31 protein-coding genes, 1 tRNA gene and 1 pseudogene are annotated in these 22352 nt (G+C 41.5%); 12 read left to right on the forward strand and 21 right to left on the reverse strand.

The features are described 5' to 3' along the window. Nucleotides 1-248 precede the first annotated feature (248 nt). The 16 genes and pseudogenes from EWV68_RS16630 to petE form a co-directional block, all read right to left on the reverse strand. Nucleotides 249-584 carry a DUF5615 family PIN-like protein gene (locus EWV68_RS16630; protein WP_002762152.1) on the reverse strand — a complete coding sequence of 112 codons (336 nt, stop codon included), beginning with the start codon at nt 582-584 and terminating at the stop codon, nt 249-251. Continuing rightward, nucleotides 574-888, reverse strand: coding sequence for a DUF433 domain-containing protein (locus EWV68_RS16635; RefSeq protein WP_002753976.1), 315 nt, complete (start codon nt 886-888; stop codon nt 574-576). The genes EWV68_RS16630 and EWV68_RS16635 overlap by 11 nt, the downstream gene beginning before the upstream one ends. Nucleotides 889-996: 108 nt before the next feature. Then, nucleotides 997-1215, reverse strand: a complete 219-nt coding sequence (locus tag EWV68_RS16640) for a DUF2283 domain-containing protein (protein WP_002734335.1) — start codon at nt 1213-1215, stop codon at nt 997-999. A gap of 96 nt (nt 1216-1311) precedes the next feature. Then, a complete protein-coding gene (locus EWV68_RS16645; RefSeq protein WP_002762148.1) occupies nt 1312-1647 on the reverse strand; it encodes a XisI protein in 336 nt (111 codons plus the stop codon). After that, nucleotides 1635-1772: pseudogene (locus EWV68_RS16650) on the reverse strand (element excision factor XisH family protein); the annotation flags it as partial. The pseudogene EWV68_RS16650 and the gene EWV68_RS16645, both read right to left, overlap by 13 nt. A gap of 32 nt (nt 1773-1804) precedes the next feature. Further along, complete coding sequence (locus EWV68_RS16655) at nt 1805-2047, reverse strand: DUF4926 domain-containing protein (RefSeq protein ID WP_012267894.1); 243 nt, start codon at nt 2045-2047, stop codon at nt 1805-1807. A gap of 10 nt (nt 2048-2057) precedes the next feature. Continuing rightward, nucleotides 2058-2390: a DUF6883 domain-containing protein gene (locus EWV68_RS16660; RefSeq protein ID WP_002800853.1), complete on the reverse strand. Its 333-nt coding sequence runs from the start codon at nt 2388-2390 to the stop codon at nt 2058-2060. A 1-nt stretch (nt 2391) separates the two neighbouring features. Further along, complete coding sequence (locus EWV68_RS16665) at nt 2392-2529, reverse strand: hypothetical protein (protein ID WP_192846038.1); 138 nt, start codon at nt 2527-2529, stop codon at nt 2392-2394. A gap of 53 nt (nt 2530-2582) precedes the next feature. Further along, a complete protein-coding gene (locus tag EWV68_RS16670) occupies nt 2583-2852 on the reverse strand; it encodes a type II toxin-antitoxin system RelE family toxin (protein WP_061432389.1) in 270 nt (89 codons plus the stop codon). Beyond that, complete coding sequence (locus EWV68_RS16675; protein ID WP_149978183.1) at nt 2849-3052, reverse strand: RelB antitoxin-like protein; 204 nt, start codon at nt 3050-3052, stop codon at nt 2849-2851. The genes EWV68_RS16670 and EWV68_RS16675 overlap by 4 nt, the downstream gene beginning before the upstream one ends. Before the next feature lie 13 nt (nt 3053-3065). Then, nucleotides 3066-3200 carry a hypothetical protein gene (locus EWV68_RS16680; RefSeq protein ID WP_002753982.1) on the reverse strand — a complete coding sequence of 45 codons (135 nt, stop codon included), beginning with the start codon at nt 3198-3200 and terminating at the stop codon, nt 3066-3068. Beyond that, nucleotides 3197-3424, reverse strand: coding sequence for a type II toxin-antitoxin system Phd/YefM family antitoxin (locus EWV68_RS16685; protein ID WP_194013823.1), 228 nt, complete (start codon nt 3422-3424; stop codon nt 3197-3199). The genes EWV68_RS16680 and EWV68_RS16685 overlap by 4 nt, the downstream gene beginning before the upstream one ends. Before the next feature lie 44 nt (nt 3425-3468). Continuing rightward, nucleotides 3469-6477, reverse strand: a complete 3009-nt coding sequence (locus EWV68_RS16690; protein ID WP_287170451.1) for a tetratricopeptide repeat protein — start codon at nt 6475-6477, stop codon at nt 3469-3471. 151 nt (nt 6478-6628) lie between these two features. Beyond that, nucleotides 6629-6702, reverse strand: a tRNA-Met gene (locus EWV68_RS16695). Between the two features lie 83 nt (nt 6703-6785). Next, nucleotides 6786-8513 (reverse strand): succinate dehydrogenase/fumarate reductase flavoprotein subunit, encoded by a 1728-nt coding sequence (locus EWV68_RS16700; RefSeq protein WP_287170453.1) that lies wholly within the window; start codon nt 8511-8513, stop codon nt 6786-6788. Nucleotides 8514-8877: 364 nt separating this feature from the next. Further along, complete coding sequence (petE, locus tag EWV68_RS16705) at nt 8878-9255, reverse strand: plastocyanin (RefSeq protein WP_079205634.1); 378 nt, start codon at nt 9253-9255, stop codon at nt 8878-8880. A gap of 192 nt (nt 9256-9447) precedes the next feature. Here petE and petJ point away from each other — a divergent pair, with 192 nt between their 5' ends. The 6 genes from petJ to EWV68_RS16735 all read left to right on the forward strand — a co-directional run bounded on the left by petJ (nt 9448) and on the right by EWV68_RS16735 (nt 13369). Beyond that, on the forward strand, nt 9448-9768 hold the full coding sequence (gene petJ / locus EWV68_RS16710) for a cytochrome c6 PetJ (protein WP_002732729.1): 321 nt from the start codon (nt 9448-9450) through the stop codon (nt 9766-9768). 116 nt (nt 9769-9884) lie between these two features. Further along, complete coding sequence (locus EWV68_RS16715; RefSeq protein WP_287170454.1) at nt 9885-11564, forward strand: DUF3352 domain-containing protein; 1680 nt, start codon at nt 9885-9887, stop codon at nt 11562-11564. A gap of 362 nt (nt 11565-11926) precedes the next feature. Next, the gene (locus EWV68_RS16720) at nt 11927-12220 is read left to right on the forward strand and encodes a hypothetical protein (protein WP_061432384.1); all 294 of its coding nucleotides are present in this window, start codon (nt 11927-11929) and stop codon (nt 12218-12220) included. Next, on the forward strand, nt 12210-12473 hold the full coding sequence (locus EWV68_RS16725; protein ID WP_079205639.1) for a type II toxin-antitoxin system RelE family toxin: 264 nt from the start codon (nt 12210-12212) through the stop codon (nt 12471-12473). The genes EWV68_RS16720 and EWV68_RS16725 overlap by 11 nt, the downstream gene beginning before the upstream one ends. Nucleotides 12474-12737: 264 nt before the next feature. Further along, nucleotides 12738-13031, forward strand: coding sequence for a nucleotidyltransferase family protein (locus EWV68_RS16730; protein ID WP_002733639.1), 294 nt, complete (start codon nt 12738-12740; stop codon nt 13029-13031). After that, on the forward strand, nt 13028-13369 hold the full coding sequence (locus tag EWV68_RS16735) for a HepT-like ribonuclease domain-containing protein (protein ID WP_061432383.1): 342 nt from the start codon (nt 13028-13030) through the stop codon (nt 13367-13369). Before EWV68_RS16730 ends, EWV68_RS16735 begins: the two co-directional genes overlap by 4 nt. A 287-nt stretch (nt 13370-13656) precedes the next feature. Here EWV68_RS16735 and EWV68_RS16740 read toward each other — a convergent pair whose 3' ends face one another. Beyond that, nucleotides 13657-14244, reverse strand: coding sequence for a Uma2 family endonuclease (locus tag EWV68_RS16740; RefSeq protein ID WP_061432382.1), 588 nt, complete (start codon nt 14242-14244; stop codon nt 13657-13659). A gap of 1 nt (nt 14245) precedes the next feature. Then, nucleotides 14246-14398 carry a hypothetical protein gene (locus tag EWV68_RS16745; protein ID WP_155726699.1) on the reverse strand — a complete coding sequence of 51 codons (153 nt, stop codon included), beginning with the start codon at nt 14396-14398 and terminating at the stop codon, nt 14246-14248. 105 nt (nt 14399-14503) lie between these two features. On the opposite strand from EWV68_RS16745, the gene EWV68_RS16750 reads away from it, so the two are divergent. Together EWV68_RS16750 and EWV68_RS16755 are read left to right on the forward strand one after the other, a co-directional pair. Next, nucleotides 14504-14695, forward strand: a complete 192-nt coding sequence (locus EWV68_RS16750) for a type II toxin-antitoxin system HicB family antitoxin (RefSeq protein ID WP_061432381.1) — start codon at nt 14504-14506, stop codon at nt 14693-14695. Continuing rightward, nucleotides 14692-14874, forward strand: a complete 183-nt coding sequence (locus EWV68_RS16755) for a type II toxin-antitoxin system HicA family toxin (protein ID WP_012267861.1) — start codon at nt 14692-14694, stop codon at nt 14872-14874. Before EWV68_RS16750 ends, EWV68_RS16755 begins: the two co-directional genes overlap by 4 nt. Before the next feature lie 407 nt (nt 14875-15281). Here the strand turns inward: EWV68_RS16755 and EWV68_RS16760 are convergent, their stop codons facing one another. The 3 genes from EWV68_RS16760 to EWV68_RS16770 form a co-directional block, all read right to left on the reverse strand. Next, entirely contained in the window at nt 15282-16400 is a 1119-nt protein-coding gene (locus EWV68_RS16760) for a glycosyltransferase family 4 protein (protein WP_079205659.1), read from the reverse strand. An 81-nt stretch (nt 16401-16481) separates the two neighbouring features. Further along, nucleotides 16482-17708, reverse strand: a complete 1227-nt coding sequence (locus EWV68_RS16765; protein ID WP_061432379.1) for a glycosyltransferase family 4 protein — start codon at nt 17706-17708, stop codon at nt 16482-16484. Continuing rightward, on the reverse strand, nt 17705-18364 hold the full coding sequence (locus EWV68_RS16770; RefSeq protein WP_061432378.1) for a D-glycero-alpha-D-manno-heptose-1,7-bisphosphate 7-phosphatase: 660 nt from the start codon (nt 18362-18364) through the stop codon (nt 17705-17707). The genes EWV68_RS16765 and EWV68_RS16770 overlap by 4 nt, the downstream gene beginning before the upstream one ends. Nucleotides 18365-19165: 801 nt before the next feature. On the opposite strand from EWV68_RS16770, the gene EWV68_RS16775 reads away from it, so the two are divergent. The 4 genes from EWV68_RS16775 (at nt 19166) to EWV68_RS16790 (ending at nt 22292) form a co-directional block, all read left to right on the forward strand. Beyond that, complete coding sequence (locus tag EWV68_RS16775; protein WP_002796293.1) at nt 19166-19801, forward strand: D-sedoheptulose-7-phosphate isomerase; 636 nt, start codon at nt 19166-19168, stop codon at nt 19799-19801. A 37-nt stretch (nt 19802-19838) separates the two neighbouring features. Next, nucleotides 19839-20864, forward strand: a complete 1026-nt coding sequence (locus EWV68_RS16780) for a GHMP family kinase ATP-binding protein (RefSeq protein ID WP_061432377.1) — start codon at nt 19839-19841, stop codon at nt 20862-20864. 91 nt (nt 20865-20955) lie between these two features. After that, nucleotides 20956-21660, forward strand: a complete 705-nt coding sequence (locus EWV68_RS16785; RefSeq protein ID WP_287170456.1) for a nucleotidyltransferase family protein — start codon at nt 20956-20958, stop codon at nt 21658-21660. 77 nt (nt 21661-21737) lie between these two features. After that, nucleotides 21738-22292, forward strand: a complete 555-nt coding sequence (locus EWV68_RS16790; protein ID WP_287170457.1) for a glycosyltransferase — start codon at nt 21738-21740, stop codon at nt 22290-22292. Nucleotides 22293-22352 lie beyond the last annotated feature (60 nt).

A 22352-nucleotide genomic window follows, 5' to 3' on the forward strand; every position in this document is an offset into this window, starting at 1 on the left:
AAACATTTCTAGGAGATAACCTGCTTCTGATTGTTGTTCATTAGGAGGTAAATATTCAATAATTGTTCCCTGATCACCTTTTTAAAAAATAGTGTCGGGGACATCTCTACATAATTTGACTTGTTGAAAAAGTTGGACGGTTTGCATTATTCATACTCCTTAATTTTATCGTAGTAAAGAGTAACAAAATTAGCTTTTTGATTATTTTTATCGATCTGCCAAATACTAATTCACTTTTTCATGCGGTTCTATATAAACTCTATGTGATTATACATTTCTTCGGGTTCAAGAATTTCCCAGATTAAGAGTAGTCCTCGAATTATTTGACCAATAGATTTACTTTGTTGGGGACAGTAAGCAATTCCTGCATGAGTTATAGATGATTGATTGATTCTTAAAAAATCAGTATCTTGAGTAAAAATCACGCGACCATTGGATAAAGCAAATTGCAATTGTACTTCATCAGATACCCCCAATAAATTTTCTTCTGGAGTGGTAGTAACATCAAGGCCTCGCTGGCGCAATCCAAGAGCAATGCTATAGCTTACATTTTCATCAAGGTGAAATTTAATTTTATTGCCCATTCATTTTTTTTAGTTTTTCTTGGACTAGAGAAGGTGTTTTAGCTTGCATTTCCTTGGCAAAGGTATCATCATCTGTGATTTGTTGTCTAATTTCTTCAAGGTGATCGTGATAGTAAGAAAGGGCCGCGTAAACATCAGCTAAAGTAATGCTGGGATAATGATAAACAATTTCATCGGGTGACATTCCCAGGCGTTCGTGCCAAATAACGACATCTTGGACTTTGATGCGATGACCTGCGATGCGCGGTTTACCGCCACAAGTTTCTGGGGTAATTTCAATGTGATTGATTAAAGTTGTTGTCATTGATAATAACGAATTTGTCCGATTATAGGGTCACAAGGAATCTGCGCCCAAATGTCATATATATTATATCACGTCAAGGTTTATAGAATAATTTTATTATGACAACTCTTATAAACTTGAAGCTAATTGAGGCGCGACAATAGTTTCGAGGGAAAAAGCATTCAGATCCGTTAAGCTTTTGGCGTGTTCCAAGGTGATTGCACAAATATTCCCCTGCTGATCAAGATCGACCAAGGTATTTTCATTGATTTCTTGAGTCTCGACAATGGGATTGTTATTGAACTCTAGGTATAGAGTATCCGTATCCTGAAAGTAGGTGATTTTCATGGCTGACTTGGGTTATCAAGAGTTTCTAATCTTCTTCTAATAGTGATTCATTTGGCGGCGATTGCGGTTTTGAGAATTGTCCATCATATTTGAAAGTTAAGCGACAGCGAAGCCTGTATATTGACGTATTTTAGGTTCATGGAATCCCAAAACAATATCTTCTTTAGCAATGCCTGCGCTTAGTAATTCTTTGGTGATACCGTCTTCGGTGTTGTCACATTGTACCCAAATTTTCTCGTTAATAATTTCTAAATGAATCAGACAATCATGATAACGCTGATTCTGTTGCCAACCTTCTGAAATGACGAGATATTGATCATTCTGAGGATCAAAAGCTAGACGATTTTGAATGTCCGCATTGTTATAAATAATTTGGCTATAGGGGACAAGAATCTGATGAATAATTTTGCGGTAATGGTTTAGTTTATCCATTGGGTGATTACCTCAGTTTCGGGGTTAAAGATAATTAGTTTTAGTGTTTTTTCTTCAAGGAGTATTTGACCAATTTCTTGATGAAATAAGCTGTTGAAAGTTTTTTCCCGAATAGCAAGATAAAGAGTTCTATCTAAAAGTTGGCGAAAGTTTTATCTTAGACTGAGACTAATTCAGGTTCACTGATCAGCCGTAGAAGTTTTGAGTGATCAACGGTTTCCATCGCAAAGGTTTGGCCGTTTTGATCGGTAAAATCAATCAGAAAAGCTTGCTGATTAAAAGACATTAAAACAGTTCCCATTTGTCCGCGACGCAGAAGGATGGGCTGATGGGTCGTTTTGTGAGTAGCCGTAACATCTTCCGTTAGGGCAACGAGATCGTATTCTTGAATGGTGTTCATCATGGGCTAGTTAATTAATGGGATAGACATTAGTAAGACGAGGAAAATTTTCAGTTATTTGGACAATCCAGCAACTTAAAATTAAGGATTCTCCGATGTCGGTACAGAGGTTAAATTTCAGATCATAGTGAGTGCCATATTGATCGATTTTATAAAGTTCGGCTTCTCCTTCCATTACTGCTTTTTTAAGAGCATTTTCTAGGATTTCTTTATTAGCTAAGGTAATCCCTAATCTTTGTTTGAAAAGCAAGGCTTTATGTTTTCCTTTTGAATGCTCAGGATTGAGGCAGTAACGTTCAAGTTTGTCTCCTAGGTTGGCTTGATCGGCATTGGGAAGTTTCATTTTATTTGTTGGCTTCTCCTAGGTTTCCCTGAATTTGCCCTAACAATTCCTCACAATCTTTAACCAAGGAAATCCCCAATTCTTGGCATAATTCAAGCGCTTGTTGGCAGTAGTTGAGAGCGCGATCGCAGTGATTCATTTTGTGGGCTATTTCGACAAAGGCTTTTCAATGATTCTTTATCTACCGAAATTTTACGGGAAATAACGATAGAATTCTCGACGATGAAGAACACGAGCAAATGTAATTGTATCTTCTTCAACAAAAAAACCAATTCTATAGTCACCAATTCGGATACGATAGGCATTATATTCTCCTTTTAATTTTTTAAGGTTGTTAATTTCGCTTAGCTGCTTAACTGCTAAAATATCAGTAAAGACAAGGTTTTTTATGACTGAGTAAGAGGAGGTACTTTTTAAATCTTTAAGATCCTTGATAAAAGTAGGAAGATAGTTGATTTTCATTCTTTTTCTAATTCAATTAAAGCTTCCTCCAAAGTTAAGGGAGTTTCATCTTTAACGTCTATCATGGCGCGATAGAGTCCAGTATCTTCATAGGTTTCTATCATTTGTTGATAGTCTTCAAAGTTAATGATAACTTGCTGTATCTGACCTTGATTATCTGTAATCAAGTCTTGAGCAAAGGGATAATCTTTGATGTTCATAATTAATTGTTCCTCATTTTGCTTGGGTTTCTAATCCCCTTCTAATTTGATATTGATTATTTTCGATCAGAGAACGGGCAGCATCACTAAGATTATTATCACCTTCGATAAACCATAAAAAGGCGTGGGTATCCATTAAAATTTTCATGGCATATATTCCTCAAATTCTTCGATGGGATCATCAAAATTGTCAAGCATTTTAACGATGCCTTTTGCGCTTCCATATTGGGGATGTTTAACAGTAGTAGGAAGAGAAATGAGTTGAAAGTCTTGACCTTCATGATTCTGGATAATAACTTGTTCACCTTTTGAGGCAGCTTTAAGGAGGTCAGAAAGTTGACTGTGGGCTTCGTTTAAAGTTAGTTTTATCATAGCTTTGTTCAGTTAAATATTGATTTTTGAGAGAATAATTTACCTTAATTATTCTCTAATGTAGCCTGAATTTGCCCTAACAATTCCTCACAATTTTTAACCAACGGAATCCCCAATTCTTGGCATAATTCAAGCGCTTCTTGGCAATGACTGAGGGCAAGTTCAGGGCGATTAGTTTTGTGGGCGATTTCCGCAAGGGCTAAAAAACAGCGTGCGGTTAAGTCTTGTAATCCAATGTCTTTCGCAGTAATTAGAGATCGTTGAATATACTCTTCTGCCTTAGTATATTGTTTGAGATTTATGAAAACTCCCCCAATATTATGGAAATCTATTGCTATTCCTTGTTGATATCTAAGTTTTTGCTTCAATTCTATAGCTTCATGGAGAAAATCTAATGCTATTTCATGTTGATATAAATAGATATAAGAATTACCTATGTTTCCCAAGGATATTGCTTCGCCTAATTGATCTCCAATTTCTCTCTGGATTTTTAGAGACTGTTGATGCTTAATAATTGCTTTTTCATAAGCTCCTAAATCGAAGTAAGAATTGCCCAAATTACCAAATGAAGCCGCTTCTATTTGTTTGTTATCAATTTTTTGTGCCATTCTTAATGCTACTTCGTGACAAATAATAGCCTTTTCATATTTACCCAAACTTCGATAGCAATTACCTGTATTGGTGCAAGCAAGAGCCGAACCTGCTTTATAAACAATTTTATCTAACATTAGGAAAGATTTCTGGTGATAGATAATTGCTTGTGTATATTCACCAAGGTTAGCATAACAATTTCCAATGTTTCCTAATGCGATTGCAACTCCACGATAGTCACTATTTTTTTCTGCAAATTCACAGTGCATTTCGTGGAAAAATATAGCCGTTTTAAGTTCTCCCATAACACGATAACAAATTCCTAAGTTACCAAGAGTGCCTGCCATTCCTTGAGAATCAGATATATTTTCCTGAATTTCTAAGCATTCCTGATGACAATCAATGGCTTGCTGATAGTTTCCTTGTAAAAAATAACAAAGTCCTAAATTACCTAAAGAAGATGCTGTTCCATCTTGATGACCATTTTTTTTTGAGAAATCATAATGTTGCTGATGAATAGTAATTGCTTTTGAATATTCTCCTAAATTTTTATAACTTATTCCCAACAAAGACAACACAATGCCGAACTCTCGTGTTTGTCTTTGAGCCTCTATCCAATTATTAATTAAAATCTCATACAATTCTATTGATTTTCGACTTAAGCCTGTGAAGTACAAAAAACTTTTAATCGATCTATCTTTCCCTTCTCCGCCTCTTTCCTGATACAAAATATCATAAGCTAACTGCCATTCTCCCAATGCTCCTGCATGGTGAAACGCCTCTAAATATTCCTTCAAATCTTTCAAGGATTCCCAGGGAGGGACAGGTAAATGAGCTAAATAATAATTTAAGGCTAATTGATGGGCAGATCGCAATATTTCAGGATTTGCTTGATCTTGCACCACCATGGAAATTAAAGGCAAAAACTGAAACTGTCGCCGTTTTACATTGTATTCGGGTGGAAATTCTTGTAATAAAGATAAACGAGCTAAATAGCGTAAATCTTCCTCAGTTATTGCTGGAATTAACCCCTGGGCTAACCTGTCATCAAAATTCTCCCGCAGTACCGACAACCGCGTTAAACTCTCCCTAAACTCTTTCGATAATCGCGCTAAACTGGCGGTAATCACTTCTCTGACACAGGTTTCCGTGTCGCGGTGATACCCTTCCACATCAAACATATTTAAGCCCAAATTTTGCGACTCGGTGACAGAAACCCCTTTCCCAAACTTATCTTTCATCAAACTACAAACCAGTTCCATTAAGAGGGGATGACCTCCCATTTTATCGACAAATTGGGCTAATTCTTCATCGCTTCCCGTTAAGCCGTGATCTTCGGTGACATAACGCATCGCATCCGCTTCTTTTAACCCTTTTAAAGGCCAAGAATAATAATAATCTTGCAAATTGACGGGGAATTTTAGCTGTTCTCGACTGGTGACTAATAGCTTACTGCTGCTTTCTGTGTTTAACCATTTTTGCAAGAATTGCTGATAAACCAAATTTACTGGGGCAGTTAGTACCGTTTCCAAATTATTCAACACTAATAAACAGGGTTTAGCGGTTAACCCTTTGCTGATTGCGTCTATTAATTGCCCATCATTCCATTTTTCATCATAATTTTGTTTTAACTCCTCTAATAACCACCGTCCGAACTGTGCCAAAGGGTAAGGCTGGTTAAAATTAACCCATAATACCGGCCAATCAGCAGTTAATTGATCTGTAAACTTTCTCGCCAGGGCAGTTTTACCATAACCTCCGGCGGCGGTAATCTCGATTAACCTTAGATGGTCATTCCCTAACGCTGTTTGGAGTTCTTGCAATTCTTCCCGTCGTCCTTGCCATCTACGCACGGGTGGGAGTTGCGTATCCACTAACCCAGAGGTGGTCAGGGGTTGGACCGCTTTTTTAGAGGGTTCAGACTGTTTTTTTTTAGATTCTTCAATCAGCGATCGCAATTTATCCTCAACGGATACGAAAACTTTTTCATATTCTGATTTCTTTAGATCACAGAGAGGATTGCTGGGAGAATTATTGCTAGGAGACTGAAATTGATGTAAGTAAAATCTTTGTTCTATTCCCTCTTCATTAGTGTATTTAAAAGAAACACTTTTCACAGTAGAATGTCTAAGAAATATAGGAATTATAACGACTCCTTCTTCTTCACGTCTTTTCAAAATACGGGGTAATTCTTCATTCTTCACATAACGAGAATTAAGCAGATCTTGGCTAACCAAGACCATCGCAATTGTTACTTGTGATAAACTGTCTTTAATTTTTTCATCCCAAATATCCCCCGGTTGTATGTCGAGATCTGACCAGACTATTTTTTCCTCATCATTCAGAGGTTCGAGAAATTTTAACAGTCTGTCTCTCCATCCTTTGTCTTGGTGGGAATAACAAATAAAAATTGATGGCATATCTTTTTCCTCTGACATAACCACTTTTCTGTTATACCACATCTAACCCAGAAAACGGGTTTCTTAGAGAAACCCGTTTTCTAACTTAAGATTGGTCGATTTCAATCCAGGCTACTTCTTTCAAACATTTTGTAAATGGCAATGTTTGAAGCCTATCACGTTCCGCTCTATTTAAAACTAGCTTTATAAGTAATGGCGGGAAGCGGATTTGAACCACTGACCTTCGGGTTATGAGCCCGACGAGCTACCAGACTGCTCTATCCCGCGTTGCTTTATTTAGTATAGAACTAAATCTCGGTAAATGCCAAGGAGTTTGTAAAATTCCTTTACATTTACCGTCCGACCAGAGGTTAATACTTACGTTCCACGGGGGTGAAATCCTGAATCACCACGGGCATATAGTCGATATCGATGCCGGAGGGGGAATAATAGGCGAGGGTATGCTGAAGGAAATTTTGGTCATCCCGTTGGGGAAAATCTTCGCGGGAATGGGCCCCTCGGCTTTCTTGACGATTGAGGGCAGAGGTGAGGATAATTTCCCCCACCACCATGAGACTTTGTAATTCCCAGGCCTCGATTAGTTCCGTATTCCAGCAATCCCCCCTATCATCCAGGTAAATCTGCTCGTATTGGCGCTTTAATTCGCCGATTTGTTTAATTCCCTCGCGCATGGTCGCTTCGGTGCGAAAAACGCCGCAATGTTGGGTCATACAGTCTTGGAATTCCTGACGTAGTTGACCGATGCGAATCGTGCCTTTTTTGGTCAATAAAGCGGTGATTTCCTCTTTGGCATCCTGAAGGTAAATATCGGGATTAAAGACGGGAAAAGCGCGTTTTTCGACGTATTTAGCGATCGATTTGCCGGTTCTTCTGCCATAGACCACACATTCTAACAGGGAATTACTGCCCAAACGATTGGCCCCGTGGACGGAGACACAGGAACATTCCCCGGCGGAGAAAAAGCCCTCGCTGAGGGTATCGGCACTTAAGCGAACGCGACCATCGGTATTAACGGGAATGCCGCCCATACAATAGTGAACTGTAGGACGTACAGGCATCGGTTCCTCTACCGCATCGACACCGACGAGACGGTGGGCCTCCTCCCAACAAAAGGGAATGCGACTCATAATTTTTTCCCGGCCTAAATGGCGTAAATCCAGATAGACAAAGGGACCCCCGGCGCTACCGTCCAGATTTACCCCCCGGCCGGCGCGAATTTCTAGGGTAATGGCCCGGGAAGTGATGTCCCGGGGTGCCAATTCCATGCGCGAGGGGGCGTAGTCTTCCATAAAACGACGACCTTCGCTATTGATTAAATAAGCACCTTCACCCCGGACCGCTTCCGAGATTAAAACACCGACGGGATAGAGTCCAGTGGGGTGAAATTGGACAAATTCCATGTCTTCTAGGGGAATACCCGCTTTGGCCGATAAAGCTAAACCGTCCCCCGTACAGGCGAAATCGTTGGAGGTGGTGTTATAAACGCGACCATAGCCCCCCGTCCCGAACATAATTGCTTTTGCCCGAAGGATTTCTAACTGTCCGGTGGCGATTTGGTACATAACCACCCCTTTGGCCGTACCTTCTTCGAGGATAAGACGCAAAACGTACCATTCATCGTAGATTTTTACCTGATTACGGCCTAAATTGCTGACTAATTCGTGCAGCATGGCGTGACCGGTTTTATCGGCGGCGTAACAGGCCCGGTTATGGCTGTGACCGCCAAAGGCTCTTTGGGCAATGCGTCCATCTTCGAGACGGGAGAATAACACGCCTAGATGTTCCAATTCGATGATAACTTCGGGGGCTTCTTGGGTGAGGATATCCACCGCATCCTGGTCAGCCAGAAAATCGGAACCTTTGACAGTATCGTAGGCGTGGGCCTTGGGATTATCTTTGGGGTCAACGTTTTGTAGGGCGGCGGCGATACCTCCCTGGGCAGCGACGGAGTGGGAACGAATTGGGTGGGTTTTGGCAACGACAGCAACATCGATAGTCGGGTTGAGGCGTTTGATTTCTAAGGCGGCGCGGCATCCTGCTAACCCACCGCCCACTATAACGACATCGTGTTCTTTCATGGCTGATTTTTCTAGGGGCTTCTGTTTCTATGGTGGGGTGAGAATTGCTCAGAAGTCAGTTTTGTAACCGAGACTTTATATTTCAGGAGTCAGGAGATAGGAGACAGGAGATAGGAGATAGGAGACAGGAGATAGGAGTCAGGAGACAGGAGATAGGAGACAGGAGACAGGAGACAGGAGATAGGAGATAGGAGGCGGCCGGCAGGAGGCAGAAGATTATTTTTATTGATTCTCCCCACTTCCCCACACCCCACTTCCCCACACCCCACACCCCACACCCCACACCCCACACCCCACACCCCACACCCCAAAAAAACAACCCGCGGCAGTTAACCGCGAGTTATTTTTGCTTAAAATCGGATAATTACTGAACGGTAATCGTTCCGACCATGCCGGCGCCGCGATGGGGTTCGCAGTAGTAGGTGTAAGTACCCGGTTCGCTGAAAGTGCTTTCAAAGGACTCACCGGCGGAAAAAGCCAGACCTTTATGGGATAATTTAGCAGCTTGGGCTTCGGGAACCTTGGTGCTATCGAAAACTATGTTATGGGGAGAAAGTTTGTTATTGACCCATTTCACCGTATCTCCTGCTTTAATAGTGAGGGCGGGGGGATCAAATTGTAGTGTACCCGCATCACCGCCCATCTTCACCGTGAAGGTTTCCGCAGCAGCGGAGGCAGTGTTGAAGAAGAAGCTAGAGACGACTAGCACCAGGGTAGCGACCAATAAACCTAATTTTTTCATGCTTGTTAATCCTTTACACGAGGGAAGATGACAAGTTTGACAGCCTGTCTTTTGACAAAAAAGTAAAAGTTTGCTTTTAACTGTCCCATTGATTAATTCTACACGAAGTTTGACAGCTTGTCTTTTGACAAGAAAACCGGTTTTTTCTGACGATGGTTGGGGAATTTCTTGAGAAATAGAGGAGAACCAATCGTGAAAAGACTATTAATTTCCCTGTGCTTGCTCTTGGCTGTGGTTACTTTCGGTATGGCTCGTCCGGCTTTAGCTGATGGGGCTTCGATTTTCAGTGCTAACTGCGCTTCCTGCCACATGGGCGGTAAAAACGTGGTTAATGCCGCTAAAACCCTGAAAAAAGAAGATTTAGTGAAATACGGCAAAGATTCCGTTGAAGCTATCGTTACCCAAGTTACCAAAGGTATGGGGGCGATGCCTGCTTTCGGTGGTCGTCTCAGCGCTGAAGATATCGAAGCTGTAGCTAATTATGTCCTCGCTCAAGCGGAAAAAGGCTGGTAAAAATTAGTTATCGGTGGCGAGTTATCCGTTGTCAGTCTGGTAAGAATTGTAGCGATCGAAATTCTTGGGTCATTTGCTGGCTTAAAATAGCTAATGGTTCATCTCGGGACAAGGTTGTGAAATTGCGATCGTTTTTCTATATTTTAGGTGCGACGGTAATCATTCTCCTAGGAGTCGCTACAGCCAGTTTTGCTTGGATTCTCGCCGATAGTCCTCTGTCTTTGCTCAAAGGTGGGGTGCTGCGGGAACCGGCGGCGGCGATTTTTGTGCCGAAACAGGCCCCGGTTATGGTATCCTTGTTGGTCAATCCCGAACGTTTAGAGTCTTTTGGTCAATTAATCGCTACACCGGCTAATCGACGACGTTCCCACCAAGAAATTAAAGATTTAGAAAAAAGTCTGCTCGGTAAAACGGGATTAAATTATCAAAAGGAAATCAAACCCTGGTTAGGGGAAGAAATTACCCTCGCTGTTACTTCCCTAGATTTCGATCGCGATACCGATAATGGTATCCAACCGGGTTATCTTTTGGCAATTCAAAGTAAAGATGGTGAACGCGCTAAGGAATTTCTGCAAGCTTCCTACTCAAAACAGGCGGTTTCGGGCAAATTTGACCTTGTTTTTGAACTCTACAAGGGAGTTAACCTCATTTATCAACGTCCCTTGACCGCAGGAGATAATAATCGTTTTCTCGCTAGTGCCGTGGTGGGTGATACGGTGCTTTTTGCCAATAATATCAAGGTTTTGCGCGAGGCCCTTAATAACGTGCAAGTACCGGATTTAAACCTAAAAAATAGCCCCGATTACCGAGAAGCCCTCAAAAATATCACCGAACCGCGTATAGCTATAGTTTACGGCAATTTACCTCCGTTATCGGCTTGGATCGCTAATCAACCCGTCCCGGAGAGTCCCGAAGCAAAACAACGATTAGCCACGGCTTTTACCCTCAAATCCGGGGGAATAGTCGCTCAAACCGCCTTAATTGGAGTCTTAGGACAGGATAACCAAGCACCAATTTTATCTAGTCCCGTGGGAGCATTATCTTTTATCGGCGAAAATAGCCTTTTAGTCGCCGCTAGTCGCGATTTAAATCGTTTTTGGACTCAGGTAGAGGAGGGGTTAGAAGCAGATAGTCCCCTACAGGAATTAATAACACAGGTCTTAAACCGCTTCCAGTCGCCTTTAGGTTTAAATTTGCCTGAAGACGTTTTTAGCTGGGTTAGAGGCGAATATAGCCTCGCTCTCGTGCCTAGTTCAAAGGGGATGGAACCCGATAGTGTTTTTGTAGGGGAACGGGTGATGGGGGTAGAGGTGGACAGTGCGATCTCTCATTTGGATGAGTTGGCCCGCAGTCGCGGCTATAATGTGGTTAATCTGCCTTTACTCGATCGAACGGTGACAGCTTGGACAAAGTTAACCACGGCGGTCCCAGGGGGAAAAGCGCAACTAGAGACGCTCGTGACGGGAGTGCATACTAGGGTCGATAATTATGAAATTATCGCTAGTTCTGTGGAAGCGATGGGTTTAGCTTTATCTGCCCAGAAAAACCCCATCTTAAGTAGTGGTAAGTTTCGACAGGCAATTACTGCTTTACCCGCAGAAAATGATGGTTATTTTTACGTCGATTGGCGACAATTGCAACCGGTAATCGAGGCAAAATTCCCGATCGTGCGGGTGTTAGAATTGTCGATTAAGCCTTTATTTAATAATCTGCGTTCTCTTACTATTAGCAGCCAAGGTAGCGAAAATTCTGTGCGTCGGGGAACGATTTTCTTTAATCTGGGAGTGAAGTCTTAATCAGTTATCAGTTATCAGATAGAAGCTTGTAGGTTTGGTTGAGCGATTTAATAATTAGGAGAAAACTGCTCGATTCAATGGTTTGAGGTAAACCCAACATTCTTGACGACATTGGTGTGGTTGGGTTTCCCTCAAGCGTCGCTAATAACCGTTCTGGATCCGTTATCAAGTAGCCAGTGGTATTGATTCTGTGGAAGGACTCTCTTGGGGTAGTATAAATGTAGAGGGAGAAACATTACCTCTCCAGACGCGAATCGCTGAGGGTCATCAATTCCCAGATTAGATTCCAAGGTAGCAAGCCCTAGCTTGAAAAATTCGCTAAGATATATATAATCAACTTAAAAGGAGCAATTTATCAAACTATGAATATTACTGACGTTCAAGTAAATCTCTCGACCTCAGAAGATTTTTTAGATTATGAAACATTAGCACAGATTGATTTAATGCAGCAAAAAATTCAACAATATCTCCAAACCTTATCATTAGAAAATTTAAAGACTATTCTAGAATTTGCTGCTTATTTATCAGATAAAGAGAGTGAGCAAGCAACCCAAGAAATTAGAGAAATTCCCAATATCATAGAAAAATTAAAAGAAGCTGAGATGGATTTACAATCAGGTCGTCTCATTGATTGGAAAAACTCAGATGATTTATAAAGTCTGTTTAACAGCTAAAGCTAATAAAGTTTATTCTGAAGCTGATTCAGTCTTGAGAAAGAAGATTGCTAAGTGTTTAAATATTCTTCAAGAAACGCCCAAAAATCACCCTCAAATTAAAGCATTAAAGGGAGAATTTGCTGGGAAGTATCGCTTCCGAGTCGGAGACTATCGGGTTATTTATATCGTCGATGATAGTCAATCTCAAGTTATTGTCTTGCTCATTGAACATCGCAGTCAAGCTTACCGCTAATAAAACGCGATGAATGCAACAGCGGTCTAGTTCTTTTTCTTGGGTTGAGCGAATCAATAGGTTAAAGAAAACCTCTCAATTTTAGGGGAAAGCGAAACCCAACAGCCAACACCTAAATCCGTCGGAATAGGCGATCGCTTCTCATGGCTTTTTGTTGGGTTTGCTTGGGTCAATTCAACCTAGGATAATTGTTATCAGTATTTAGTTTTTTCTAGTCTAGTCTGTTAATTGTTCATTAAAAACCTTCGCGATGGATGTTATTTTATGACCCTAAAACAACTCATACAAGACAAACGAGAGGATATCCTAAAAATTGCCACCAAACATGGTGCTTTTAATGTGCGTGTATTTGGTTCCGTTGCTAGAGGTGAGGAAACCGAAAATAGTGATATTGATTTTTTAATTGATTATGATTTAGCTAAAACATCCCCTTGGTTTCCAGGTGGATTATTAGTTGATTTAGAGGATCTCTTAGGGTGTAAAGTGGATGTAGTAACTGAAAAAAGCCTTCATCATCTAATTAAACAGCGAATTTTAAAGGAGGCAATTAAGTTATGAATGAAGATCAAGTTTATCTTGGATATATTTTAGACTGTATTGATAAAATTAAGGAGTATTCCCAGGGAGGAAAACAGGAGTTTTTTGCTAATTCAATGATCAGCGATGCTATCATTAGACGCTTACAAACCTTGGCAGAATCAACTCAACGGCTTTCGGAGGAATTAAAGGCAAATATTCCCGATGTTGACTGGCGTAATATTTCTGGTTTTAGGAATATTTTAGTACATGATTATTTAGGGGGAATTGACCTTAATACAGTTTGGGATGTGGTAGAGAATTATTTGGATAATTTAAGAGAACAGATTTTCAGGCATCTAGAATCAGTCAATACTTAATCAAAGTCTAATTTTGTAGGTTGGGTTGAGCGAATAAATAGGTTAAAGAAAACCTCTCAATTCTCAGGGAAAGCGAAACCCAACACCCAACACCTAAATCTGTCTGAATCTTTTTGTTGGGTTTCCTTACGTCAATCCAACCGACGATAATTGCTATGATTACTGTAGGATTTAAAAAAGAGCGATCGCTATTTCGATCCTCTTATTTTTTTGTTGGGTTTCCTTCTTGATCTTGAGAATCGCAATATTAACTGATGTTGGTAGATAATTGAGATGGGATTTAATCATTATTCTTCACTTAAATTAAAATCAATTCGTTGATAAATATCCAGCAATGAAATTTGGAAATCCACAGAATGAAACCTTAAAACATCCTTGTCTAATTCATAAACTTTAAATAACCATTCTCCATTATCTTGTTGATAAAATTGTTCCACATAACAACGGTATTGATCAATCAAAATATATTCCTTAAAGTCAGGAATTGAGCGATAAAACTTAAACTTATCAGTGCGGTCATAATCTCTAGTTGATTTTGATAAAACCTCGACAATGATTAACGCATTAGTTACAGTATTTGTGCCTTTTCCTTCATATAATGGTTTGCCTTTAATCACCATTACATCAGGATAAGTATAAAAGCGATATGTCGGCATCCATAACCGAACATCACTCATAAAAGCCCAATAATCTTCATTATTAATCTTAGCTGGAAAATTTTTATAAAAATTACCAGCAATCAGATTATGATTGGTTGTTGCTCCCGTCATAGGAATAATTTCTCCATCTAAATATTCATTTTTGTATTCTGCTGTTTCTTCTAGCTGACAATATTCTTCGGGTGTATAATACCGTTTTTCGATTTGAACTTGCATACTAACCTCCCTTATCTTGGTTAAATTCCCATTCAATAGCAACTTTAATATTAGCTTGTACTGAACCTTTTGTCACTAAAGATATCCCCGTTAATCTGTCTGAATTGGCGATCACCGCTTTGGTAGGCTGCATTAACGAAGTGTAAGGCGGCAATCTCGCTGCCAACCCTGATAATAAAGCTGATCGTGGCTTGGGAGCAATTCAGTTATAATAGGGGTCAACTTAATATCTTTAGCAACGCAGAATGAGGATTTCACCATGAAGATTCCATATACATATTGGAAAGAATCAGATGGGATGTTCTTGGGCTATTTGAATGAATTTCCAGATCATTGGACCCAAGGTGTTGACTTAGAAGAATTAATCGAAAACTTGGTTGATCTCTACAAAACATTTACTACTGAAGAAATCCCCGGAATCAAGAGAGTTGCAGAGTTTGAACTCCCATGAAAAGACATGATTTAATTGCACAATTAGAGCAAGCGGGCTGCTATTTGATTAGACGTGGAGGGAAACACGATATTTACCATAATCCAGATACTGGAAAAACAGAACCAATTCCCAGACATCGAGAAATTAATGAGCGATTGGCTAAAAAGATTATCAAAAGTCTTACAGGCGACAGATAAATTCACAGTGCCAATTAGGGTCTGCTGAAAAAGTTTTTCGTGGGGCAGGGTGTGGCCCCCCCAACCCCCCCGACATCGGGGGGGCAGGTGGGGTGTAGGGTTTTAGCCATTTTCAGGGGGTCAATTACCTAATTTTCAGGGAAAAAGTGCCTTAATTTTCCCCCGATTCCTCCAATGGCTGGCACTTTTTGATTTCAAAAAAGCCTAAAGATATTATCCAACAAGGTTTTTAGATTTATTCAGTAAACCCCAAAGCAAAGGAGCTATGGAAAAATGATTACTGTAGGATTTAAAAAAGGACGATCACTCTTACAGCAAGATTTCTAGGGCCAAAGTGAACCCCAGAACCATATCCTCCCCGCTTAAAATCGCGTTGGCAGGATAATGAGTCACCAAAAAGCTCTAGACTACAATTTTGGCAATAATCGGTCGTAGGATTGGATCATTCTTTCGTAAGTAAAGCGAGTGGCATTGATAAAACCTTTTTGCCTCAAATCTTCCAGGCGATCGGGAGCGAGAAGATTTTCTGCAATAATAGTAGCGGCGGCCTCGTGTTCGCTGGGATCGAAGTAAACGGCTGCATCATCAGCGATAACAGTCATGGGGAGACGATTGGAGGTAAAGACGGGACAACCACAGGATTGAGCTTCAATAACGGGAACACCGAATCCTTCCTGAAAGGAGGGAAAAATTAAAGCAGTTGCTAGGCAATAAAAGGCGCGGAGATCCTCATCGGAGACGGTTCCTAATTCGATTACTTGTGCGGACAAGTTATTCTGATTAACAAATTCTCGCATATGTGGCAGCAAAGGTTTTCCCATCAGGATCAATCGGCAATTTTCCAGACCGGGGAAAGTAATTAACTTTTTGAATATTTTCAGCAATCCCAATCGATTTTTATACCATTGGTCGCCCCCGACATGAATTAGCCAGGGACAATCACTATTAATGTTAAATTTGGCCACTAGATTTACCGCCGCTGCTCTTGTCATCGGACCGTATCCCTCACTCAAGCAATCCTCGATCACTTCCGTTTGTTCGGGGGTAATTTTGGTTAAACGGAGAACATCGGCACGAGTAGCTTCGGAAGAACAGACAACATATTTAGCCTGTTTAAATCCTCGCAAAATCATCGCCTGATACTGTTTTCCCGTCCAACTGGTGGGATTTTCAGGAATTTCTCCTAGGGCGGAACGAATGGCCAGCAGATCGTGACAGATCACAAAATATTTGCGATCTTTTAGATAGGGAGTTAAATAGGATAACGCCTGATCACAAATGCAGACGATATCGGCCCAATCAAGCTGCTGACGTAACTGCACTGGGAAAATAATTAACTTATCAATATACCCTAACCACTTGCCGAGTCCCTGGGGAGAGGATTTTAGTTGACCGAAAATAGGCTGGGCTTGCACTCGCCGAATTTCGTGTCCTTTTTGTCTGAGTCCTTTCTCCACTAAACCGACAAAACGATTGATACTGATCTGCCGATCGTTGACGTAATTTCCTACTATTAAAACTTTCATGATTAGGCTCCAAAAAATCAATTTTTATGGCGGTAAAACTCTCAAACAGTCTCGAGGGAAATTCAGGGGTTAAGAACAATATTAGTCCCGCAAAATTTCCTCGTACCTTTGTCCCGCTCGCTCCCAGGTGTACTCCGATTCCACCATCGCCCGGGCATTATGGGACAGTTGTTCTCGCACAGAAGGATCATCGAACAACCTAGCGATCGCTGTAACGTACTCAGCAACGCTATTGGCGCGCAACGCCCTAGGGGGAATTCCCGCTGCTGCCACCGTTAAACCCTCTAAACCGCGATCGCTGGCGACAATCGGAATCCCAGCGGCCATGGATTCTAGGGTTTTGGTCTTGATTCCCAATCCCACCCGCAGGGGAACCACACCAACGGTTCCTCGGTGTAAATATTGCACTGTCGAGGGAACGGTCCCCGTCACGCTCACACCGGGATACTGGGCGAGTTCGAGAACTTCCGGTGCCGGGTTTGCCCCCACTAGGGTTAAGGTGGTAGCGGGATATCGCTGTTGAATGACTGGCAAGACTTCTAAAGCAAAAAAACGGGCGGCATCGATATTATGGGTAGAACTCATGGCACCGACAAAGACCAAATTATGACCGCCGGGATCCCGAGGACGATAGGGAAACAGGGCTAAATCCACGCCATTAGGCACGATATCCACCCGTGCATCCGGGAGGATTTTTAACAATTGTTCGCGATCGTAATCGGTAGTAGCCACTAATTGCGAAAACTTGGCACAGTAACGTTTTTCGTACTGATAGAGTAAGGGCAGATAGAGAAAATCCCGCAGCGGATAGGCGGAGGCTCCTCTATCTAAATGATTGCGTGTCCAACCGTACACGGAACTGTGAATATCCACTACTGTTTTGACTCGCTGACGGTATTCCGGCCGGACAAAAATCTCGCTGATACTCTGAGCGCAGAGAATCACATCACATTTTTGCTGCTCGACGTATTCATCTACTCGCTCTTGAATGAGCGGCGAACGATAACTAAGAACACTAGCAGGGGTCATCTGTACTATTCCCTCCAGAAAGCGCCCTGTTTGACCGATTAGTTTTGTCAGTCCCTTGTCTTGAGCGGGAATTTGCCGGGGCGGAAATAAGACAAGATGATCGGTAAAGGTTTTGAGTTCTTCGATCTGAGTTTCCGTGACATTCTCCACCCGACGGGCGAACAGGGTGACATCGTGGTTTTGATGAAGACATTTGATCAGGTTAAAAGTTCTCCCCTCCGTTGCCCCGCGACTAGGTGGATAGGGAAAGTTATTGCAAAAAAGGACTAATATTCTCATAATTCTGGTTCGGCAGCGGTTTTTGACAATAATTCTACCGTTTCTTTTAGTTGGCTATATACAGGAATCTGAACTGGGTATTTCTCGATCTCCCCAAGGGTGACTTTTCCTCGCCCTGTTAAGAGCAATACGGGCTGACAACCAGCTTCTAGGGCGCATTCTAGATCACTGGCCGCATCGCCGATAAACAACGAGCCGGCTAAGTCGATTCCGTATTGGTGGGCGGCGGCCAGCAGCAGATAGGGGGAGGGTTTGCGGCACAGACAACCTTCGTCGGGATGGTGCGGGCAGATGGCAAGATCGTGAAAATGCACGCCCAATTGTCGGTATTCCTCGATCATGCGCCCGTGAATCGCCGCTAGATCATCCCAAGTGAAATAGCCCCTAGCGATCCCCGATTGATTGGTAATGATGATCAGCAGATAGCCGGCATCCTGCCACTGTTTTAAGGCAGCCGCTGCCCCGGCGGGAATGCTCACCTGTTCTGGTTTACTCAGGTAGGGGATATAGTCAATAACTACCCCATCTCGATCGAGAAATAAGGCTTTGTTCTTTTTTGCTCTATCTTCGCTTTCGTGGTCAGAATTGCCAGCAGGTGGCGGAGACGGGTATTTTTGGTCGCCGTCATTGACAGAAATTGCGGGGAAAGGATTCATTATGTGGGACTTTTTCGAGTCGGGGACTAGAATTCTCAGTTCTTCTGTCAGAGACGAGAGCTTGAACTGATGCACAGACAAAATTCGAGGGATTGTAGCGATTTGTGCTAGTTTTCTCGGCTAAATTGCTTCTCCTTACTATCTAGGGTCTGCTGAATAAATCTAAAAACCTTGTTGGGTAAGACTTTTAGACTTTTTGTCAATCAAAAAGTACCAGGCATGGGAGTGATCAGGGGGAAAATTGAGGTACTTTTTCCCTGAAAATTAGGTAGTTGACCACCTGAAAATCGGTAAAACCCTAGACCCCACACCCCACACCCCACACCCTACCCCCAGGAAAAACTTTTTCAGCAGACCCTATCTAGGTGTTAGAGTATAGCAATCACGGCATATTATACGCCGTCAGGCCTTTGGGCTTTTGATTATATCGGCGGTATTGTCAGGAATTGTTAACATTTTTGTCCAGCCAAACAAAAGGCCAAGACTCGCAAGGGTTGAATCCCCCGCTCAGAAATCCCCCGTCTCGGCCAGAATACATCAAAAATTTATTTACAAACAAAACAAATTGTGCTAGAGTTGGCTGCGTTTGTCGTATATTCCGAGAATAACCGGCAAAAGATCACTCTTTTGACTCGATCGCTCTAGGTTTCTCTAGAACTATCATCGGCCTGTTTTTCTTGTCCCGTGATCAATTCTACCATGCTAGGGGTTTTGTACCCAATTAATGGACAGCGATTCTGGTCTTTTGATACTATTGAGAGTTAAATTTATTCAACTAATAAAAATTGGAAAATCAAACCTATGCGAATGGTGGAAAAATCAAACAAAAAATTGGATAGTTTCCAGAGCGATCCCTCTCTGTCAATTTTAATCAAGACTGAATTGGAAGAAGCTTATAACCTGAAGAAAAAACTACTAACCGAGACAAAATATCTAGAGAAAATCCAAGAGATTTGCCAAGTATGTATCCATGCTTATCGCAACAACCACAAAGTATTAGTCGCCGGTAATGGGGGCAGTGCAGCCGATGCTATCCATTTTGGCGGTGAGCTACACGGCCGATTTCTGAAAGAAAGACAGTCTTTGCCAGTTCGCGTCCTCAATAGCGATATCGCCAGTTTAACAGCAATCGCTAACGATTATGGTTACGAATATATTTTTAGCCGCCAGATAGAAGCGGAAGGAAACCCTGGTGATGTGTTTATCGGTATTTCCACTTCGGGAAATTCCGCCAATATCCATCAAGCTCTCAAAGTTTGTCAAGTAAAAGGTCTCACTAGCATCGGTTTAACTGGGGCGAAGGGATTAGCTCTAGAGGAAAAAACCGATTATTGTTTGATGATTCCTAGCACCAGTACCCCGCGCATTCAAGAAGGTCATGGTTTTGTTCTTCATACTATTTGTTTAGCGATCGAAGAAGCGCTCTTTCCCAACTAAAATCCCCTAGCAAAAAATCAACCTAAACAGCATACCCATGATCATCAGAACCAAAGCTCCTTTAAGATTAGGTTTAGGTGGTGGCGGCACCGATGTCGAGCCTTACTGTAGTCTTTATGGGGGTTACGTTCTCAACGCTACTATCGATCTCTATGCCTACTGTACAGTCACGGAAATTACTGACAAACAAGTCATTTTTGTTGCCGCCGATCGGGGAGAACAACAAATAGAAACCCTTCAGTTTCCTCTCCCCTATAACGGCGTTCTCGATCTGCATAAAGCGGTCTATAATCGTTTGATTAAAGACTTTAATCAAGGGCAACCTTTGCCGCTGCAAATCACCACTTTTTCCGATGCGCCAGCCGGTTCGGGATTGGGTTCTTCTTCTACCCTAGCCGTGGCCATAGTTAAAGCCTTTGTGGAACTGTTAAAATTACCCCTAGGTGAGTATGATATCGCTCATTTAGCCTACGAGATCGAACGAATTGACCTCGGCTGGTTAGGGGGCAAACAGGATCAGTACGCTGCTACTTTTGGCGGTTTTAATTTTATGGAATTTTATGAACAAGATCGAGTCATAGTTAATCCTTTGCGGATTAAAAATTGGGTGATCAATGAATTGGAAGTCTCTCTGATCCTCTACTATACAGGCATTTCTCGCTACTCATCTCAAGTAATTGAGGATCAAATTCAGAATGTCCAAGAAAAAAATGAGCAGGCGATCGCCGCTACCCATCAACTCAAAAAAGAGGCAATTCTCTTTAAAGAAGCACTGCTTAAATCAGATTTTATGGGGATAGCAGAAATTCTGAGAACTTCTTGGGAAGCGAAAAAGAAATTATCCAAATTAATTAGTAATCCGCAGATCGATCACATTTATCAGGTAGCGAGGGAAACCGGGGCCTATTCGGGCAAAATATCGGGAGCCGGTGGCGGTGGTTTTATTATCTTTATGGTCGATCCTACCAAGAAAATCGCAGTAACTAAAGCTTTGAAAGCAGCAGGAGGCCAAGTGATTAATTTTCATTTTACTAAATACGGAACCCAAGCATGGACATTATAGCAAGCAAAGGATCGATGGGGGAGATTATCCCTATAACCCTAAGAAGAGTTTTCAAAAGATTGGCAATAATTCAGATTTTTGAGGTGTATCTATGGACGTAATTATTCTGGCGGGTGGGTTAGGAACTAGGTTGCGATCGGTCATCAACAGTTTACCAAAACCTATGGCTCCCGTTGCCGACAGACCTTTTTTAGAATATCTATTAGATTACCTAATCTCTCAAAAAATTACCAACAAATTTTTAGTTTCTGTGGGCTATGAACATCAGAAAATTATCGATCATTTTGGTTATAAATACAAGGAATATGAGCTAACTTATCTGATAGAAGATACACCCTTGGGAACTGGAGGAGCGATCCAGTTGGCACTAAATAAAATTCAAACCGAACAAGCATTAATTGTTAACGGAGATACCTTGTTTAATGTCAATTTATCCGCCTTAATTAATTTACATAATCAAAAAAAATCCCTGATGACTGTTGCTCTGAAGCCACTAACTGAATTCGAGCGTTATAATAATGTTATGCTAGACGATGATCAAAAAATTATCGGGTTTGAATCCAAAAAATATCAAGATAAGGGCTATATTAATGGCGGCATATATTGTGTATGGCAAAAAATATTGTCTGGCTTTGATCTGCCATCAAAATTTTCTTTTGAGGACGACTTTCTCAAAGTTTATAGCGAGAAAATTCCCATGTATGGCTTTATTTCTGACGAATATTTTATTGACATAGGCATCCCCCAAGATTACGAAAAAAGTCAGATTGAATTACCCTCTCTCGTATCCTTTTGAGAGAGTCTTGGTAGTCACCTAAGTTCAGCAAATTTATGTTTGTATCGTCAAATTATTTCTAGATAAATTCACCAGAGATGCTTGCTAGTTTCAATCAACCGATATTATCTATTGTTAGCCCGACCATCGGAAATTTTTCCGAATATTGGTTACAACAACTTTTATCCGTGCAGGGAAATGTAGAATTTATCTTAGTTTATCCTCCCGGCACAACTGCGGCCTTCATAGCTGACCCACGAGTAAAAATTTTATACAGTCTCTACAAAGGAGAAACACCTCAAAGAGCCTTGGGTTTAATGAACGCCACTGGTCAGTATATACTGGCTTTAGATGATGATGACTTCGTGCATCCGGATGTTGTATCCCTAACTCTTGAATACTTTGAGAAATTTCCTCAGAGTTGGATGCTGCGTTTGTTTAAAGAAAAAATAGACTACTTAGACGAAGAAAAAATTAAAAGACCTTGGCAGCCATTGCCCTCTCTTGAGCAACTTAGGATTGCAAGAAAAAGAGAGGATTCCTATCAGGATTTGGTAGAAGTTCCCATTGCCCCTCTAGAAAATCATTTTGATATAAACCCACATTCCGCACCCTGGTCGTTGAAATCAAAAGTTGCTCTAGCCCTTGTATAGTAAGACTTTTAGCGATTACTAAGAATTATGAAGTGTCACACTCTAGTCAGCGATCGCCAG

Origin of the sequence: Microcystis sp. M_QC_C_20170808_M9Col, from assembly GCF_007095495.1 — a bacterium.
In the GTDB taxonomy this organism is placed as follows: Bacteria; Cyanobacteriota; Cyanobacteriia; order Cyanobacteriales; family Microcystaceae; genus Microcystis; species Microcystis aeruginosa.